At 35.5% G+C, this 17,663-nt stretch carries 19 protein-coding genes, 3 tRNA genes and 1 riboswitch; of the genes, 6 read left to right on the plus strand and 16 right to left on the minus strand.

Features of this window, described 5'->3' with window-relative positions; genetic code table 11:
* Positions 1–25 precede the first annotated feature (25 nt).
* The 5 genes from hisA to ABYK18_RS02045 all read right to left on the minus strand — a co-directional run bounded on the left by hisA (position 26) and on the right by ABYK18_RS02045 (position 4,264).
* Positions 26–736 (minus strand): 1-(5-phosphoribosyl)-5-[(5-phosphoribosylamino)methylideneamino]imidazole-4-carboxamide isomerase, encoded by a 711-nt coding sequence (hisA, locus tag ABYK18_RS02025; protein WP_373034928.1) that lies wholly within the window; start codon positions 734–736, stop codon positions 26–28.
* Positions 737–745: 9 nt separating this feature from the next.
* A complete protein-coding gene (gene hisH / locus ABYK18_RS02030) occupies positions 746–1,357 on the minus strand; it encodes an imidazole glycerol phosphate synthase subunit HisH (protein WP_373034929.1) in 612 nt (203 codons plus the stop codon).
* On the minus strand, positions 1,354–2,259 hold the full coding sequence (locus ABYK18_RS02035) for a PDC sensor domain-containing protein (protein WP_373034930.1): 906 nt from the start codon (positions 2,257–2,259) through the stop codon (positions 1,354–1,356). Before ABYK18_RS02035 ends, hisH begins: the two co-directional genes overlap by 4 nt.
* Before the next feature lie 108 nt (positions 2,260–2,367).
* The gene (locus tag ABYK18_RS02040) at positions 2,368–2,640 is read right to left on the minus strand and encodes a hypothetical protein (RefSeq protein WP_373034931.1); all 273 of its coding nucleotides are present in this window, start codon (positions 2,638–2,640) and stop codon (positions 2,368–2,370) included.
* Positions 2,641–2,749: 109 nt separating this feature from the next.
* A riboswitch (cyclic di-GMP riboswitch) is annotated at positions 2,750–2,826 on the minus strand.
* A gap of 52 nt (positions 2,827–2,878) precedes the next feature.
* Positions 2,879–4,264, minus strand: coding sequence for a FlgO family outer membrane protein (locus ABYK18_RS02045; protein ID WP_373034932.1), 1,386 nt, complete (start codon positions 4,262–4,264; stop codon positions 2,879–2,881).
* 98 nt (positions 4,265–4,362) lie between these two features.
* On the opposite strand from ABYK18_RS02045, the gene ABYK18_RS02050 reads away from it, so the two are divergent.
* From ABYK18_RS02050 to ABYK18_RS02065, 4 genes are read left to right on the plus strand one after another with little or no spacing between them, the layout of a single operon-like run.
* The gene (locus ABYK18_RS02050) at positions 4,363–4,899 is read left to right on the plus strand and encodes a hypothetical protein (RefSeq protein WP_373034933.1); all 537 of its coding nucleotides are present in this window, start codon (positions 4,363–4,365) and stop codon (positions 4,897–4,899) included.
* Between the two features lie 35 nt (positions 4,900–4,934).
* Positions 4,935–5,882 (plus strand): PilZ domain-containing protein, encoded by a 948-nt coding sequence (locus ABYK18_RS02055; RefSeq protein WP_373034934.1) that lies wholly within the window; start codon positions 4,935–4,937, stop codon positions 5,880–5,882.
* 8 nt (positions 5,883–5,890) lie between these two features.
* Positions 5,891–6,886: a lipopolysaccharide heptosyltransferase I gene (gene waaC, locus ABYK18_RS02060; protein ID WP_373034935.1), complete on the plus strand. Its 996-nt coding sequence runs from the start codon at positions 5,891–5,893 to the stop codon at positions 6,884–6,886.
* Positions 6,883–7,770, plus strand: coding sequence for a lipid A biosynthesis lauroyl acyltransferase (locus ABYK18_RS02065; RefSeq protein ID WP_373034936.1), 888 nt, complete (start codon positions 6,883–6,885; stop codon positions 7,768–7,770). Before waaC ends, ABYK18_RS02065 begins: the two co-directional genes overlap by 4 nt.
* Before the next feature lie 2 nt (positions 7,771–7,772).
* Here ABYK18_RS02065 and ABYK18_RS02070 read toward each other — a convergent pair whose 3' ends face one another.
* Genes ABYK18_RS02070 through panB form a run of 3 tightly spaced genes read right to left on the minus strand, consistent with a single transcriptional unit; the run spans position 7,773 to position 10,648 of the window.
* Positions 7,773–8,828 carry an AI-2E family transporter gene (locus tag ABYK18_RS02070; RefSeq protein WP_373034938.1) on the minus strand — a complete coding sequence of 352 codons (1,056 nt, stop codon included), beginning with the start codon at positions 8,826–8,828 and terminating at the stop codon, positions 7,773–7,775.
* Between the two features lies 1 nt (position 8,829).
* On the minus strand, positions 8,830–9,843 hold the full coding sequence (gene ruvB, locus ABYK18_RS02075; RefSeq protein ID WP_373034940.1) for a Holliday junction branch migration DNA helicase RuvB: 1,014 nt from the start codon (positions 9,841–9,843) through the stop codon (positions 8,830–8,832).
* A 13-nt stretch (positions 9,844–9,856) separates the two neighbouring features.
* Positions 9,857–10,648, minus strand: coding sequence for a 3-methyl-2-oxobutanoate hydroxymethyltransferase (gene panB / locus ABYK18_RS02080; RefSeq protein WP_373034941.1), 792 nt, complete (start codon positions 10,646–10,648; stop codon positions 9,857–9,859).
* Between the two features lie 54 nt (positions 10,649–10,702).
* Here panB and ABYK18_RS02085 point away from each other — a divergent pair, with 54 nt between their 5' ends.
* Together ABYK18_RS02085 and trpA are read left to right on the plus strand one after the other, a co-directional pair.
* Positions 10,703–11,104, plus strand: a complete 402-nt coding sequence (locus ABYK18_RS02085) for an Hpt domain-containing protein (protein ID WP_373034942.1) — start codon at positions 10,703–10,705, stop codon at positions 11,102–11,104.
* Positions 11,105–11,120: 16 nt separating this feature from the next.
* On the plus strand, positions 11,121–11,858 hold the full coding sequence (gene trpA, locus ABYK18_RS02090; protein WP_373034943.1) for a tryptophan synthase subunit alpha: 738 nt from the start codon (positions 11,121–11,123) through the stop codon (positions 11,856–11,858).
* Positions 11,859–11,867: 9 nt separating this feature from the next.
* On the opposite strand, the gene ABYK18_RS02095 is transcribed toward trpA, so the two are convergent.
* From ABYK18_RS02095 to ABYK18_RS02130, 8 genes are all read right to left on the minus strand, one after another.
* Entirely contained in the window at positions 11,868–13,652 is a 1,785-nt protein-coding gene (locus tag ABYK18_RS02095) for a hypothetical protein (protein WP_373034944.1), read from the minus strand.
* 5 nt (positions 13,653–13,657) lie between these two features.
* Entirely contained in the window at positions 13,658–15,808 is a 2,151-nt protein-coding gene (locus ABYK18_RS02100) for a S41 family peptidase (RefSeq protein ID WP_373034946.1), read from the minus strand.
* A 175-nt stretch (positions 15,809–15,983) separates the two neighbouring features.
* Positions 15,984–16,595 carry a tetratricopeptide repeat protein gene (locus tag ABYK18_RS02105; protein WP_373034947.1) on the minus strand — a complete coding sequence of 204 codons (612 nt, stop codon included), beginning with the start codon at positions 16,593–16,595 and terminating at the stop codon, positions 15,984–15,986.
* Between the two features lie 64 nt (positions 16,596–16,659).
* Positions 16,660–16,735, minus strand: a tRNA-Arg gene (locus ABYK18_RS02110).
* A gap of 86 nt (positions 16,736–16,821) precedes the next feature.
* Entirely contained in the window at positions 16,822–16,959 is a 138-nt protein-coding gene (locus ABYK18_RS02115; protein WP_373034948.1) for a hypothetical protein, read from the minus strand.
* A gap of 164 nt (positions 16,960–17,123) precedes the next feature.
* A tRNA-Met gene (locus ABYK18_RS02120) sits at positions 17,124–17,200 on the minus strand.
* A gap of 101 nt (positions 17,201–17,301) precedes the next feature.
* Positions 17,302–17,378: transfer RNA gene (locus tag ABYK18_RS02125), tRNA-Arg, on the minus strand.
* A 66-nt stretch (positions 17,379–17,444) separates the two neighbouring features.
* Entirely contained in the window at positions 17,445–17,663 is a 219-nt protein-coding gene (locus ABYK18_RS02130; RefSeq protein WP_373034949.1) for a hypothetical protein, read from the minus strand.

Here is a 17,663-nt window from a genome sequence, read left to right on the forward strand (position 1 = left end):
TAGCTAAATTTTTATTTTTTTACCATTAATCAAGAAGCTTAAACATATTTGGTAAATCTAAAGTGCCTTCATAGTAAGCCTTTCCTATGATAACACCATCAACTTCTTTTGTCGCAATAAGAGCTTCTATATCACTAGAATCTTTCACTCCACCGCTGGCAATCGTACTGATTCCACTCGCTCTTGCAATGTCCAAAGTAAACTCTACGTTTACACCGCTTAGTGTTCCGTCTTTACCAACATCTGTACAAATAATCGCTTCAACACCGGCATCTGCAAACTCTTTTGCCAAATCGGTAGCTCTCATACTGCTTACTTCACCCCAGCCCTCTACCGCGACAAAACCGTCAATAGCATCTATACCTACAGCAATAGGATATTTTGCTGCCATATCTCTTACAAATTGCGGATCTTTAACTGCGATTGAACCTAAAATGATTCTGTCTATTCCTATTTCAAGCATTTTTTGTATAGTTGCTTCATCACGAATTCCACCGCCAAGTTCTAACTTAACATTACAGTTTTGTCTGATTTTTACAATCTGCTCCAAATTTTTAGGCTCTCCTGCAAAAGCACCGTTTAAATCAACCAGATGCACCCACTCAGCACCCATCTCTTCAAACTTTTTCACTAAAGACCAAGGTTCATCTGAATAAATCTTTGCGCTGTCCATAAGACCTTTTGTAAGCCTAACTGCTTTTCCATCTTTTAAATCAATTGCCGGATATAACGTCACTATTTTTCCTTATAGGTTAATAAAATTTTCTAAAATATGTAAACCATTCTTATGGCTTTTTTCAGGGTGAGGCTGGATGCCAATAACATTACCGTGAGCAACCGCCGATGTAAATTCATAGCCATAATCTGTTCTTCCGATTATGTCTGTTTCATTTGCACAATTAACATGATATGTATGCACAAAATAGAGATAATGTTCTTCATCGAGATTCTCAAACAATGGATGCTCTGAAGTAAACATCCTATTCCAACCCATATGCGGGATTTTAAGAGGCTCACTGAACTTAGTTGAATCAAAAGCTTTAACATTGCCTTTTATAAGTCCTAATCCTTCATGTTGCCCAAACTCTTCACTGCTCTCAAAAAGTAACTGCATACCTAGACAGATGCCAAGCATATATTTTCCGCTTGCTGCGAACTCTTTTAATGGCTCTATCATGTTTCTCTCTCTTAGATGCTCCATTGCATCTCCGAATGCTCCTACCCCTGGAAGAATAAGTTTGTCATAATCTTTAAACTTGCTTGGATCACTCTCCACTACCGTATCTTTGCCCAATTTTGCAAATGCATTTTGTACACTTGCCAAATTTCCCATATTGTAATCAACTATCGCTATCATGTTTCATTTTTCACTTTTGTAAATTTTATATAGACTGCCAAACTTATTATCAGCAGCGAAACACCGCCTATAATATACATTGCAAACATAAGCATTTGCGGATCTGTAATAGCAAATTTAAATACCAGCATTAAAGCTTCGATAGACAGAGCAATAATAATCGAACCTAAAAACTTAACCATGGTTTTATGCGGACCGGAAATATTTTGTTCTTTTGTCCGTCCAAGTATCTCTTCTTCTATTAAAGTTTTTGCCAAATCAAATATGGCCAGAGAAAGAGTCAGTAAAATGGTTGCTTTAAACATATCATCTATTATTAGATGAGAGATTGTAATGTTATTTACGAAAAAGCTCTTAACTCCGTGGGAAAATAATAGTACGGCAACTGCAATAAGTGCAAAAGCAAACATCGCATATGAGTATTTAAACAACTTAGAAAAGAATGCGTCAGATGTGTTTAAATGAGCTATCTTCAATACTTCATCAAGCGGCATATCGAGACAAGCTACATATTTAAGATTTCCGTCTTCACAATAGATTGGCTGAGACGCCGTAACGGTTAAATCTTGTGTTATTAAAGATGGATAAGGATCTGTAATAGTACATCTTCCCTCTCTAACCGCTCTGTAATAATAAGCACGATCAGCTCTGATTTTTCCGGCATCCTCATCTATCTGCTTGTTAGCAGTAAATGTCGGGCTTATCTGCACACCTTTATTGTCTAAAAGATATATACCTTCACATCTTTCAAGATCTGCTTTGATCTTTAAAAGACGAGGCATAATCATCTCTTCAGTCAATGAAGGAAGTCTGTTTGGAATGTTTTTAGAAAATAGATAACAAAAATACGCTCTAGCTTTAGTACGACCCTCTGAAAAGTCTTGAATATCAGATGCAACCATCTTTTAATTACCTTATATAAAATTAGCGTGATTATAGCAAAGGCTGAATAACAAAGAGGTTATTCTACTAAAAAGACAATCATATATCTTTATATCAAAACCTATAATTCAGCGTAATATATATATATTTTGCATTTCCTCATTTTCTATATATAATGGTCTTTGCAATATATTTTTAGTAAACAAGTTACTCGCATAAGCAATCATAAAATCAAATTTCTCTAAAGATTTCGGTCTTACTTCTATGCTAAGTGCAGGGACGATGTCTTTACTAAATGCATCTACGTTTGTAAAACTTAACATAAACTCTTTTCTAGTCTCTTGTGCACACAGGGTAATTGACGTAAAAAGCATTACGCCCAAAAGGATTACGGTTTTCATGATCTTCTCCAAATTATAACCTCACTTATCAGCATGCAATAATATAAAAAGCCAACAACGAGAATTAAAGAATTTGATAGATAAAGAAAAAATGTAGCTTATAAATACATTTGGCAGTCTGGCGGTCTTGAATCAAGACCCATAACTTTCCGTGCTTGCTTCACAACAAGGTAGGCTTTTTCTTATACTTATCTTACATATGATTGTACCCAAATAAATCATATGAGTAAAGTAGTAATTATTTTTCTATTGTAGTAAAGCTCATAACATCTTCGCTAAACTCAGTTTTTTTACTTTTTTTCTTTTTAATTCCTCTTGTTTGAGAAAGTGTTTTATTGATGTTGCTTGAGATTACATAGTAACCATTTTCTTCATTATAGTCGGCATCCGGAAGCGCAGTTATGTTTTTATTAGATGCTATGACCTGCAGACTCTCAACACCAAAAGGAGGCTCTACCGCAAACTCGCCTAGACTTATCCATCTTGAAGCATCGTCTGCATTTACAAATTTTACAAACTTAGAATTTCCGCTTCCTTCTTGGAGCTCTAAAAGATATGACAATTTCCCTGTTTTTGTCTGTGTATAGCCGACAATATAAAAGTAACCCATCTTATTCAGTTTTACAAAAAGTTGCACAGTCTCACCATTTCTAAAAAGTAGATTCTCACTTCCCCTGTTTGAGTTTAGAGAGACTTTAAGATTACTTGAACTTATAACACCGGAATTTAAAAGAGCATCAAAGTCTATATTTGCCGGTTTTGTTTTTATGCCCTCATATGCTTTTGCATTGATATTTATAGTTTTTGATGCAACAACCTCGTTTGTCTTTTTACTAAGCAGTTCATAGTTTAAGACCATCATATTTTTTGTAAGAGTATACTCTCCTACTAAAATATACAAAGCATTTTCAGGTTTTTTTACAGATTTTACCTTGGATTTCAACTCTTTAGAAAATACTGAACCAAACTCGGCCACTGTAGTATTGTTTTGCATTAAAGGGGGATATACATATACGTTTTTCTCAATAAAGCTTGTAGCTAAAATTCCAGCTGCCATCTCCAGTGTATTTATATCTGAACTTAACCTTGCCAATTCCAGTTTTACTTTTGCCTTTGTAAGCGATGTACGAACAGGAAGTTTTGCACCAAGGATTATGGCAACGCTCTCGTACCTGTCATACTCTTTTAAAAGTGAATAAGCCTCTGTATATAGTTGTAGTCTTAAAGAAGGTTCTGCATTTTTTATCTCACTCATAATCGTTTTTATCTCTTGATTTAGATTTTGGAGTTTTTTTGTATAAAGTGCATTTACTTTTGCAGGAAAGAGCTTTACTTTTGCTTCTACTTCCAGTTCCCTGTCTGTAAAACTGAATTCAGCCCCAAGAATAGGCAGGTTTGAACTTATTTTTATATTGGATTTTGAGTTTTGAGATTTATCTGTTGTCATTGACTCAAAGTTAGAACGAACCTCACTTTTTATGACTTGACTCAAATCCGCGAGTGCTTCTTTTTTTGCCTCTTTATTCGTCTGAGCAAAACCAATCCCGCTAATATCCGCACTAAGGGCAGTTGTAATTAAAATCCCACACACTATAGCAATCATCTTTATATTTAAAATCTTCATAATGCACCTTATAAAAGTTTTTATTATTATATGATTAAGTATCTTTTATTAGCCATAAGAAATATGGTATAATTTTTCAATATTCAAAAGGCTGTTTTTTGATTCATCTGTATTACAAAACCTCATCTTCACCGCAGATTCAAGAGACTGTTGATGCATTTGGTTTTTGTACTGATATTGATATCAACGGTGTTAAAGCTATACAAGACGATGAGATATATCTTGTTGAGATAAACAAAGCCGATAAAGAACTTCTTCTGCATATAAGAAAGTTACTTCAAGACAAAACACATAATTTAATCTACTTTTTCATAAATGATTCACATAGTTTGATGATTTTTCAATTAGCATCTCTTTTAAAAGTAAAAAACATCATCACCCCAAAACATGATACATCTAAACTCATATCAAACATCAAAAAAGAGTTGGTGCTTAGCAAAAATACTCAAATAGAACATGATATTGCAAGAATATTAATGAGCGAGCACTCATTTATGATTTTTGATTCAAACGGGCTGAAATTTGCAAGCCAAAAGCTATATGATGAGTTTGAATGTAAAGATTTAGAAACTGTAAAATCAAGGGTGTGTCTACAGTTTGATCTGGCAGCTTTTTTAAAGTCGAGACTGGAATAGAATCTCACACCTTACTGGCACAATACGACAATAATTTGTATCTTACACTTTTTGAAGGGTTGGATTTTGAAACCATAAAGCTAAAAGCCTCTACAATACAGACTCATATATCCACCTACACTTCTAAACAAAAGATAAAACCTGTTACAGGGCTCTATGCATTTGATGTGAATGATCTGGAGTTAAACAATATTTTAGAAATAATTGCAGATATATCAAATGAAAATATATCACCTCAGAATATAGCAACTCAAAAGCTTTACAGAATAATAAATCTAGACAATGAACTCGATGACATAAGAGCCATTGACATGCTGCTTCAAGCAACATTTACAAATAAAGTCCCGATTAAACTCCTAAACATATATAAGGGTCTGTGTATAAACACTTCATCGACGATTATGAAAAAAACCGATCAAGAGATATATGTGACGTATGAGCAGTTACAAGGCACTGTAATGCAGTTTGAAAAAGAGACTGTTATGCAATCTTCAAATTTTACAAAAGATATAGTAGCAGATGTGACATACATAGATTCTAAAAAGAAACTCGCCATTCTTAAAAACTTTAGGTTTGTACATGGAAGTGCAAATGCCAGAAAATATAGTCGTGTAACATGCTCTCAAAGAACACCGATTTCAATTATTCACAATAAAAACACCTTAAATGGTGAAATACTTGATATCTCTATGAACTCCGTAGCAATCAAAACAAGACTCTCTCCAAACATAGAATCTCTCAAACTTACTGATGTGTCTCTTAATTTTACTCTTCCTGTGAGTAGTAGTGAAAACGGTTATATGAAACTCACATTAACAGCAACAGTAATTTTTGCAGTGTGTGATGAAAGTTTTTGCAAAGTAGTCGTCAATCTGAAGGAAGATCAGGCTAATGAATCTATACTGATGGAATATGTCTATAACAGACAAAAAAAGATTATTGTCGAGTTAAAAAAACAAACAGCTATGCTAAATAAGATATAATTCTGACAATGAAAAAAAATATAAAGCGTATAGCCATAGTAAGACTCTCAGCACTTGGGGATATTGTAAACAGTGCTGTTATCCTTCAGTTTATCCATGAGAAGTACCCGGATGCAAAGATTGAGTGGATAACCGAAGAAGTTTTTGCTCCTCTATTGAAAAATCATCCTCTTGTTCACGCTGTACATACACTTAACCTCAAAGAGTTAAAAAAATCTAAAAGCCTTTCTCCTTTAAAGCGCAGCATCTCAGAGCTTCGTTCATTAGGTGAGTTTGATATTATCATAGACATACAAGGGCTTTTAAAGTCTGCGATTGTTGCAAGGTTGATCGGCTCAAACACTCACGGTTTTGACAAAAGTTCAGCAAGAGAAGGATTGGCTTCTATGTTTTACAAGACTACTTCACATATAGGGTATGATGAAAACATTCTTAAGAGAAATACCTTTCTGGCAGCTGATGGACTCGGATTTGAGATCAGCGATGAGATGCTGCTAAATAAAAAACCTGTATTTGAGACCGGAAAATATCCGCAGCAAAAAAATGACAAAAAGAATATTGCCGTTGTAATCGGTGCTTCTTGGGAATCAAAGAAGTATCCAAAAGAAAAAGTAGTTGAGCTTTGCGATGGACTAAAGCAAAACTGCATTATCATCTGGGGATCAGAAGCTGAAAAACAAGATGCTCTCTGGATATGTGAGCACTCTTCTTATGCTACGCTTGCTCCGAAGCTATCTTTGGTTGATCTGGTGTCTTTAATCTCCTGTGTTGATTTATTAATAGGAAACGATACAGGACCTACGCATATGGCGTGGGCACAGAATATTCCATCCATCACTCTTTTTGGTCCTACTACAACCAGAATGATTTACGAAACACCTATAAACATAGGAATAAAATCGGATTCAGAAGTTGATATATATAAAATAAATAAAAATGACTTCTCCATAAAAGAAATCAAAGTAGAAGAAATTTTAAACAAAGCAGAGGAACTACTAAAATGATAGGTTTTTACAGCTTTTTGCTTTTGGAAAAATTCCTGATGCTGCTTCCGAGAAAAATCAGAAAGGCTTTTTTTGTCGGCTTGGGTTTTTTTGCATATAAAGTCTCAAAAAGATACAACAAAGTCATAAGACAAAATCTTCAGTTTATTTACGGCGATACAATTGATGAAGAGTTTATCCAAAAGATTGCAAAAAATGCATTTAAACAACTTCTTTTAAATTTTCTTTATACGATGGAAATAAGATATTACAGCATTGAAGAGCTCTCAAAAAAAATCACCTTCGAAAATGATGATATACTAAAAAAAGTACAAGAACAAAAAAGACCTATTATCTTTGTAACATCACATTACGGTTCTTGGGAATTAGCAGGAGCGATGCTTAGCGCACTTCGTGAACCCATCATGATTGTTTACAAAAAGATGAAAAATAAATATTTTCAAGAGTATCTTTTAAGTTCCCGCTCAAAATCCCGTATGAAATACGTAGAGAGAGGCGGAGCAACAAGAGGAATACTCAAGCAACTTCGCAGCGGCGGGGCTATTGCACTTTTAATCGATACAAATGTAAACAAAAGAGAAGCTATCACTGTTGACTTTTTAGGTAAGCCGACAAGCCAGATTAAAACGACTGCTTACTTTGCCAGAAAATTTAACGCGGCTTTGATTCCGGCACTGATACATACAACCGATGATGAAAACTATACAATTAAATTTTATGATGAGATCATACCTCCAAAAACAGACAATGAAGAAGAGGATATCAAAGTATCAACCCAGATGCAGACCGACTGGTTAAGCAAGGAGATTTTAAAAGCCCCAGAACCTTGGTTCTGGCTGCACAGAAGATTTAAAGACGACTATCCGGAAGTTTATCAAAACTGATTTTAAACTTCTATAGTTTTAGTCTCACACTCTTTGGTTCTTGCTTCAAAGAGTTTTAAAATAGTTAGGAAAAATGCTGTAATAGCAGGTCCTAAAATCATTCCCCAAAAACCGAATGTTGCAAGTCCTGCAATGATGGCAAAAAAGATAACAAGTTCATTTACTCTTGTGTCATCCTCTTTTAAGAGTCTGTTATTTATCTCTTTTATGATAAGTGGTTTGACAAACGTATCTGCGATGATTGAAATAACGATAATAGAATAAAGAGCTATAAATACAGCATTATAAGAATCACCTATTGAAAATTCATACAACATAAAAGGAAGCCACATGAGTGCTCCTCCAACTACGGGGATAAGAGATGCAAAACCATACATGATTCCAAATAAAAGTCCGTTATAACCAATAAAAGATACTGCTACACCGAATAAGATGCCTTCAAACATCGCAGTAACGATGATAGAATAAAATACCACACTCATAACGGCAGAAAGCTCTTTTGCAAGTGTTGTAGTCTCCTCGACGGACATCTGAACAACACGTTTTAAAAACTCGACTATAAAAGCACCGTTGTACTGGGCAAAAAAGTAAAAAATAATGATTAAAAAAGCATTTTTCAAAAAGCCTGCACTAAAAGCACCGATAGTTCCAGTTAAAGAGATAGCTTTTGATGTAAGATAATTTACATCGATATCTTTGAGCACATCCGTCACGTACGGTTTTAAAAACTGAAGATAATCAGGCGGATTTGCCATAAACTCTTTAATATAAGCTTCCACGCCTAAAAAAACCTGTGGATCCAGACTGTTTAACTTGATAGTCAATTTTGCCAAAAAATAGCCAAGTGGTGCAAAAAATAAGACTGCCAAAAGCAAACTGGCAATCAGCGCCGCTGCAAACCTTGACTTTGAGAGTTTATATAATAAATCCTGGAGATTAGAAGTTGAAACAGCTAAAAGCGCTGCTATGGTGATGCTTAGTAAAAACGGAGCGTAAAGCAGATACATCCAATAAAGCGAGGTGGCAAACAATATGGCTACAAAGTACTGTGGTTTCATTTTAAAAAAGACTCCCCTCTTCATGTGTAATCGAGATATTTAGCACTTCATAAGTATTTCTTGTAGCTTTTCTTCCCTTTGCCGTTCTCTCCAAATAACCGTTTGCGATTAGATAAGGTTCTAGAACATCTTCGACCGTTCCCTCATCTTCGCTAAGAGCCGCCGCTATCGTGCTAAGACCCATTGCTCTGCCTTTTGCACCTACTAAAAGATTTAAAAGTTTGATATCCATCTCATCAAATCCGTGAGAGTTTATACCCAGTTCATCCAGTGCATACTGTGTACGGGAGTGATTTATACTTAACTCTTCTGCGACCTCGGCGAAGTCTCTGACACGACGAAGAAGACGAAGAGCTATACGGGGAGTACCGCGACTTCTTTTTGCTATTTCCATAGATGCTTCATGGATAATCTCTTTATCAAGCTTTGTTGAAGCCTGAGAGATGATTTTTGCCAACTCATCTGAAGAGTAAAACTGCATCCTAAAACTCATACCGAATCTGTCTCTAAGCGGATTTGAGAGCATCCCTGCCCTAGTCGTAGCACCTATAAGAGTAAACCTTGGAAGGTCTATCTTAACCGTTTGTGCAGCCGGTCCGCTGCCTATGATAATATCTATTCTGAAGTCTTCCATCGATGAGTATAAAATCTCTTCAACTGCAGGAGAGAGACGGTGAATCTCGTCTATAAAGAGTATGTCACCCTCTTCAAGATTCGTTAAAATAGCCGCCAAATCCCCGCTTTTTTCTATCATCGGAGCAGCCGTTACTTTTATGTTTGCATTCATCTCATTCGCAATAATTAAAGCTAAAGTTGTTTTTCCGAGTCCCGGAGGTCCGTAAAAAAGCACATGGTCAAGCGCTTCATCTCGTTTTTTACTAGCCTCTATAAAAACACTGAGGTTCTTTTTTATCTGCTCCTGCCCGATGTACTCACTCCAAGCATCCGGACGAAGAGTCTTTTCTATGCTCTCTTCATCAGTTGAAAAAGTTTCTATCTCGACCAGTCTATCCATTAAATTTTACCATTTAATAAGTATGTTCCTCTTTTGGAAATTCTCTCATCTTAACTTCATCCGCGTAATTCTTGATGGCATCTTTAACTAAAGCTGCACCGTCCATATATTTTTTTACAAACTTGGGAGTGAACTCTTCAAAAAGTCCAAGCATATCGGAAAAGACCAAAACCTGACCGTCAACACCGGCTCCTGCACCTATTCCTATAACCGGAATATCTACACTCTTTGCAACTTCGAATGCAACTTCAGCTTTTACACCCTCTATAACCATACAAAACGCCCCTGCTTTTTCTACGGCTTTGGCATCTTCGATCAGTTGAAGTCTCTCTTTTTCGGTTTTACCTTTTACCTTGTATCCGCCCTCGCTTCTCACGGACTGAGGAAGCAGCCCGATATGACCACATACCGCAATAGCGTTAGATGTCAGATGCTCTATTATATCTGCTTTATCTTCTCCGCCTTCAATTTTGACACAATCAGCAGAAGTCTCTTGAAAGACTCTTATTGCGTTAGCAAGTGCGTCTTCTTTGTTAACATAAGTTCCAAACGGCATATCGCAGACTACGAAACTGTTTTTTGCACCGCTACACACAGCTTTTGTGTGGTACATCATTTGCTCCATTGTTGCACTAAGCGTATCGCTTTTACCGGCAAAACTCATGTTTAGACTATCGCCTACTAAAATCATATCTGAACTAGGTTCCAGCAGCTTTGCAAACAGCGCATCATACGCTGTAATCATCACTAGAGGCCTTACACCTTTTGTTTTTTGTATAGAAGTTATCGTCATTTTTTTATTCATAAAAGTATTTTAACTAAAAACTGATACAATTGCACTAAATAGGAGAATTACTTTATGGGCATAAGAAGTGACTTAGATAGTAACTTTGATTTTGAAATAATTGATGAATTTTTAGACCATTATTCTATGATGGTCGATAGTATGGAAGTCATGATTACGGATCTTGAAAAGCCCAGTAAATACAAAAGAAGTGTTGATGAGCTGTTTCGCGTTTTTCATAACATAAAATCAGCCTCGGGTTATTTAAAAATCCTTCCCATGTCAAAACTTGCTGCTTTTGTAGAAGACGCTCTAGAGCAACTCAGACAGATGGATGAACTTCCCGATGAAGGGACTGTAAGCTGGTTACTTGCCATAAGCGATATGTTTGCCCAATGGCAGGATGATTTAAAACTCGACAATGAGCTTTCTCATATAAAGTATTCTTTACTAAAAATACCATACTTGGAAAAATAATAAAATTGGAAGAAAATTGAAAAAACTTGTAGCATATATAACTTCTGCTTACCCGGAAAAATCTTTTAGTATAGACTTGGCACTTGCACTTGGTGAAAACGGTGTTGATACACTTGAACTCGGTGTCCCTTTTTCAGATCCTGTTGCAGACGGTCCTTTGATTGAAAAGGCAAATCACAAAGCATTGGAGCTTGGGTTTAAGTTTAAACATCTCTTAGAAATATCAGAAATGGTAGCGCCTAAAGTTGATACTCTATGGATGGGCTACTTCAACAGCTTTTACCAGCAAGATATGGATAGACTGATACCTCTCGCTTCAAAGCTTGGTGTTAACGGTCTTATTATCCCTGATTTGCCACATGAAGAAGCTCTTCCTTATAATAAACTTTTTAAATCCAACAACGTAAGCAATATCAGCTTTGTAGCTCCTACTGACAGTGAAGAGAGAATAAAAGAAGTCGTAAGTGACGCACAAAAGTTCATTTATATGGTAGCTTACACCGGTATTACAGGTTCAGGACAGGCTGAGGATTTACAACCGTTTTTAAGTTCTATAAAAAAGCATTCCGATACTCCTGTATATGTCGGTTTTGGTGTAAATGCAGCAACTGCCAAAGAGAAAGTCAAAGGTGCTGACGGTGTTATTGTCGGAAGTGCTTTCATAGACATCATTTTAAAGGAGTCTCTTAGTTATTCTGAGAAAATATTAAAGTGTAGTGAGTTGGCTCAAATCATCAAAAACGAGATTAACTAAAACAACAGATCATCTCACCTGCTCATAAGGTGATTTGAGCTTGTCCGTATCTTCTTTTAATTTTGCAAATACTTTTTTCACCCACTCTTTGTATGACTCTTTCATCAGACTTTTTAGAGAATTCTTTTGAGCATCTATCATCTTTTTTACGCTTAGCTCAAAGCCATCTTCGTTAAATGCCTGGTCAACCTCAGTCATAGCTGCATCTACGCCGACCCAGCTAATTGTTCCAGTTACGACACCGCATAAAAAAGCCCAAGGTCCGCTTGGAGCACAGATGCTAAGACCAGCCAGTGAACCACCGACAAATGAAGATGCCTTTGCCGCTCCTTTTGCTCCAAACTTTAGAAGCATCTTTGACATAATGCTTTTAGAAATCGCACCGCTTATAAGCAGAGTTCCTGTTGCACTTAAACCTTTTTTCGCTGCATCTCTGGATGAGGCTTCAAAGATTTTCTCAAAGTCAGATTCTAGACTTTTGAAGTCTGTTTTATAGTGAGACTCCAAAGTGTTTAAACTCTCATCTAGTTCATCTTTAAAGTCGGTCATTGATTTTTTTATACTTGCATCTATAACATTCGAGGCTCTGTCAAGCCTGTTTGAAAAGTCATTTTTCTCAAAAAGATAAAGATTTATTTTTGATTCTATCTCCTTGTCCAGCATCTTTGAATCACACTGTTTCAGCTTGTATCCGTTTGGCAGATATTGATTATAATAAGGTACTAAATAATCATTTTTATAACCGCAATACAAACTAAAACCTTTTAAGATTATTCTGCTGTACTCTCCTTTTACGGAGTAATAATAGTCGCTGAGCTGGGGTATAGAATCATAAACACTCTCAAACACTTTCTCAACCTCGGCATCTATCACGGCATTCATATCTTCTATTAACGCTTGTTCACCTGAGCTTAATTTTGCATTGATCTGTCTATCTGCTTCTTTGTAAGCGATGTTTATTTGAGTTTGCACATTCTGCATATGCTTTTTTTCATAGAGATGGTTTATACTTAGAGTAATTACAAAAAGAAGCAGTATGGTAGCTATAAAACCAAAAATAAAATAGTTTCTCTTTTTATCATTCTCCTCATAAATAATCGACTTTGAGATTGATACACTTAGAAGTAGTCTCGAATAACCCCAAGCAAATATACCTTGGGATACAAGAAGGTAAAAGACCCAGGCGAAGATGCTCTCTTTAGCTTGCAAAGTGCCTATGGAAGTACTCATAAACTTCCACTCCAAAAGTTCTTTGTAGTGAAGTATCGAACTTAAAAAGTTTAATATCTCACAGCTAAACTCTTTAACCTCATATGCAGGTACCCAAAAGAACTGGTAAATCACAAAAACAACAATCAATATGAAAGTATTTATCCAAGCTGCAACTCTTCTTGAGAGTGCTTCTAAAAAATTTTCTTTTACCTTTGTTGAGAGTCTCTTTTTTACTTGCGTATATATCAGCCAAACAACCGCAACATCAACTCCCAGTATCAAATATATAATCAAATCAAAATATATGCTAGATACCACTAAAAGCACAGATGTAATAAAAGCAACTATCAGTGATACAAAGAGTGTCAGCCATACACTTTTTACAATGATGAACAAAGAGGTGTTACGATGAAATATCGTGTCAGCCACAACATATTTTTTAATAATTTTCATCTCTGAGAGAGAAATCATCAAAAGCGTTGTAGATGCCAATAAGTAGAGAATAAAAACTATACATGAGGAAGATTCTGCAAGAGTAGACCAAGCAAATAAAAAGATAAAGACGAGTAAACTCTTTAGCATCTGTCTTACTTGAAGTTTAGTTTTTTGTTACCTAAAACGGTTGGTTCTTGAAGATGCAAGTCACCCATTTTAAATGATTCGTCTTTAACATTTACATAGACTTCGTTGTACAGCATCTCAATATCATCTCTTCCTTTTAAAATCGAATCCATTACATAGTAAGAAAAGAGTCTGTGTCCTTTTTTCTCAAACATATTGGAGTACTGAGTTCCTCTTCCTGCGAATAAAATTACCATTTTTTTATCATCAAACGTCACTTTTTTGGGCACAAGTCTTGTCGCGGCTACACCTTTTATAAGAGCTGAGCCATCATTTCCGCCGCTAAAACAACTGTCAATTATTGCAACAACTTTGTCTGCACGTGAATCAGAAAGCAATTTGTATATATTCCTCATTTTGAAAAAATCATCATCACTGGCAAACTCAGGTTCTACATCGCTAGGCAGAAGATACGGTTCATTTTTCTGACTCGGAACGGGTATGCCGTGTCCATTATAGTAAAAATATATAGTGTCTCCGGCTTTGACTTGTCGCAAGAGTCTTTTCATCTTGTTTCTGATTTTTCCCATGGTTGCCTCATCGTCAAGTAAGACTAAACTATGATGTTTTTCAATGCCGTATTTTTTTTGCATTAAAGAACTAAAGACCTCGGCACTTTTTTTAGAATACTTTACGTCCGCGGTGTACTCATAATTTTCTATACCTATAGAGATAAGCCACTTTGTCTTGTCTATGAGAGACTCTGGAAGTTTATCTAAACGCTCACCTAGACTTGTAATATGCTTTTTAACTTCTTTTTGAGCGATATCTTTATTTCTGAATCTCTTTTCATGCGGTACAGGTCCATAGGCTTTAGCCAAAAACTTTTTCTTAAAAAGATTTTGACCGCTCAAGTAATCTTCTGCTGCTTCTAAAGCTGTATCCTTTCCATCGATGACGTCCGTGTCGATCTGATAATCAGGTTTAATACCTATGTTATTGATGCTGTTGCCATCGGCCAAGAGATACTCGGCGATGGTAAGTTTTATAGACTCTTCTTTGGTTATAGGCAAAATCGCTTGAACTGTACCCTTGCCAAAAGAACTTTCTCCAAAGATCGTTGCGCGATGATGTATCTGCAAAGCACCGCTAAGAATCTCAGATGCAGATGCACTCCCTGCATTAATCAAAACAACTAAAGGAAGGTCTGTCAAGGTGTTTGTCTTAGAAGCGTTATATACTTTTTCTCCTACGCTCTTTCTGCCTTTTTGGGCAATAATAGTGCCTCTGTTCATAAAAATATCTGCCACTCCGATGGCCTGGTCAAGCAGTCCGCCCGGATTATTTCGCAAGTCTAAAATGATTCCGCGGTTTGAAGTAATGTTTTTCCTGATTGCATCAGATACGTTATCTATGGATTTTTTGTCAAAAGATGATATTCTCAGATAAAGAATATCATCATCAAGCTGTTTTGAGTATACAGATTTTATTTTTATTAAATCTCGAACGATGGTGATAGGAATCATTTTGTCTTTTTGTAAAATAACAAGATTGATGGAAGTATTTACTTTTCCCCGCATTAAACTTACCGCTTTGTTCAAAGGCATATTCTCAGTAGGAAGATCATTGATTTCTAAAATAATATCACCCGCTTTTATTCCTGCATGAAAGGCAGGTGAATCATCCAAAGGAGATACCACCGTTAATCTGTTGTCTTTTTTACTGACAGTTATTCCAAGTCCGCCAAAAACACCTTCAGTCTGGATCTTAAGCTCTTGCATATGCTTTTTATCTAAGTAGCTTGAATGGGGGTCTAATGAGTCCATTGACGAATGTATCAACATGTCATAAATCTCTTCATACGAGTACATTTGCTTCAATAAAAAGTCTATAATTGTTTTTATTTTTTTATTTAAACTCTCTGAAGAGGATTTTCCATATTCTCTATCATAAAAACTAAACTTTGCATCGATTTTTTTATGATTACTTTCACTCAAAAGAGATGTAGTTTTTAAAAACTCTTCTATGCTTTTATCTGTAATCTGATCTTTTGTGTATGGTTTGTAGTAGTATTTTTCTATGTTTGAGATAACTTTATCATACTTTTCTTTGGCATCAATGGCAAATAGAGAAGTCCCAAAAATAGCAATAGTTAGCGCTATAATTATTATTCTCATATTTTCCCTCATCATTTGAATCTTATGTCCTCAGATAATAACATCTAACATAATGATTTGTCAATTTTATTTTAGTAATAAAGAGGCACATCTGCATCATCTGGTAGTTTAACATCTCTTTTTACAAAATCTCAAGACAAAATATAATCTTTATGAAAGAGATGACTTTCTCATATTAGTTTAGTTGTTTATACCTTTTGCACCCATAGGCATTCCCCAAGTCACATGATTTTTTATATAGCTCTTTTGCTGTATTTATATTATATTTTTTATTTTTTTTTGTCATATAAACATCTGCTGCAAAAACACAACCTGTGCTGTTTCCCAAATCGCAAGTTTTTTTAAACAAATCCACTGCTTTTTCAAAGTCTTGCTCTAAAGATTTACCCTTATAGTACATGCTTCCTAGATTCATACATGAGTTTGCATCTCCACCGTCAATTCCTTTGGTGTAATACTCAATAGCTTTTTTATAATCTGCTTCCAGCCCTCCGCCTGATTCATAAACTCTTCCTATAGAAGAACAAGCCCCTGCATATCCATTATCACAGGCTTTGCCCCATAACTCTACGGCTTTAGAAACATCCTCTTGCACTCCAAGTCCACGATAATAAAGATGTGCCAGATAAAAACATCCTTGCCCTGCTCCACTCTCACAAGATTTGGCAAACACTTCCTGTGCTTTTTTATAGTTATACTGCTTCATAGCTGTTTTTCCGTCACTTATTAAATCAGCATATATATTTGCACTAAATAATAAACACACACCCAAGATTAACTTTTTCATCTGTGCTCCTTACCTGTGAAGGTGTTTTACTTATAAAGATTATATCATATTAGTAACTAAAGAATGGTCTCCCTACGTGGACTCGAACCACGAGCTATCCCTTAGGAGGGGACTGCTTTATCCAGTTAAGCGATAAGGAGAAGAAGTGTAAACGACATTATATTAAATCAATGCCGTGAGTGTCATTAATTTAATTTATCATGTAGGTTCGGGGATTAAATTCTTATTATGCGAATAAGAGTGTTTTTGCTATTTCTACATTTAGTCCTGCTTTACTGCAAGCTGTTTCCATGTTTTCATTATTATCTAATAGTCTTAAAAGTACTTTTACTTTTTCTGTCTGTTCTATATTTTTTATTGACATATATTTTCCTTTGTTTAAATTTTGAATTAAATCATTTAACAATAGGGGGATAACAAGTTGACGGGTTCTAAAAGGTGTTTAATTTTGCTTAGTATTGCATACGTAAGTTTAGTTAAATTGTTTAAAAGAATATTGTTATAAAACCTATATAAAGGATTTAGTTTTGGTTGCGGAAACAGGATTTGAACCTGTGACCTTCGGGTTATGAGCCCGACGAGCTACCGAACTGCTCTATTCCGCGACATATTAATAAATCAAGATATGCATGACAAATGACATGTTTATCTGATAGAATCAAAAAATTAAGAATTAAATTTGTGGGAAATAATTTTTAAGTAAGTATGGTGCGCCCGACATGATTCGAACATGTGACCGCTGGTACCGCAAACCAGTGCTCTATCCAGCTGAGCTACGAGCGCACACCATCTCTATTTTGAGAGGATGAAATTATAGCACCTTTAGCTTATAATATTATAAATATTGAACTAAATTTCTGTTTTTCTTAAAATCTTCTCTATCTCTTTCTCTTGAATAAAAAGTTCATGTGTTTTTTTTACATATGCGTGGAGCATTTTTTTCAAATCGTTATTTCCGTCTCTGTTAAAATCTTTAGCCATATTTTCTTCTAAAAATGGTGCAAAGTCGTCTTCTACATCAACATCAAAGCGACGACCACCTATATGCAAACCTATTTTTTTACTCAT

The sequence above is a fragment of the Sulfurimonas sp. genome (genome assembly GCF_041563495.1).
Classification (GTDB): domain Bacteria; phylum Campylobacterota; class Campylobacteria; order Campylobacterales; family Sulfurimonadaceae; genus Sulfurimonas.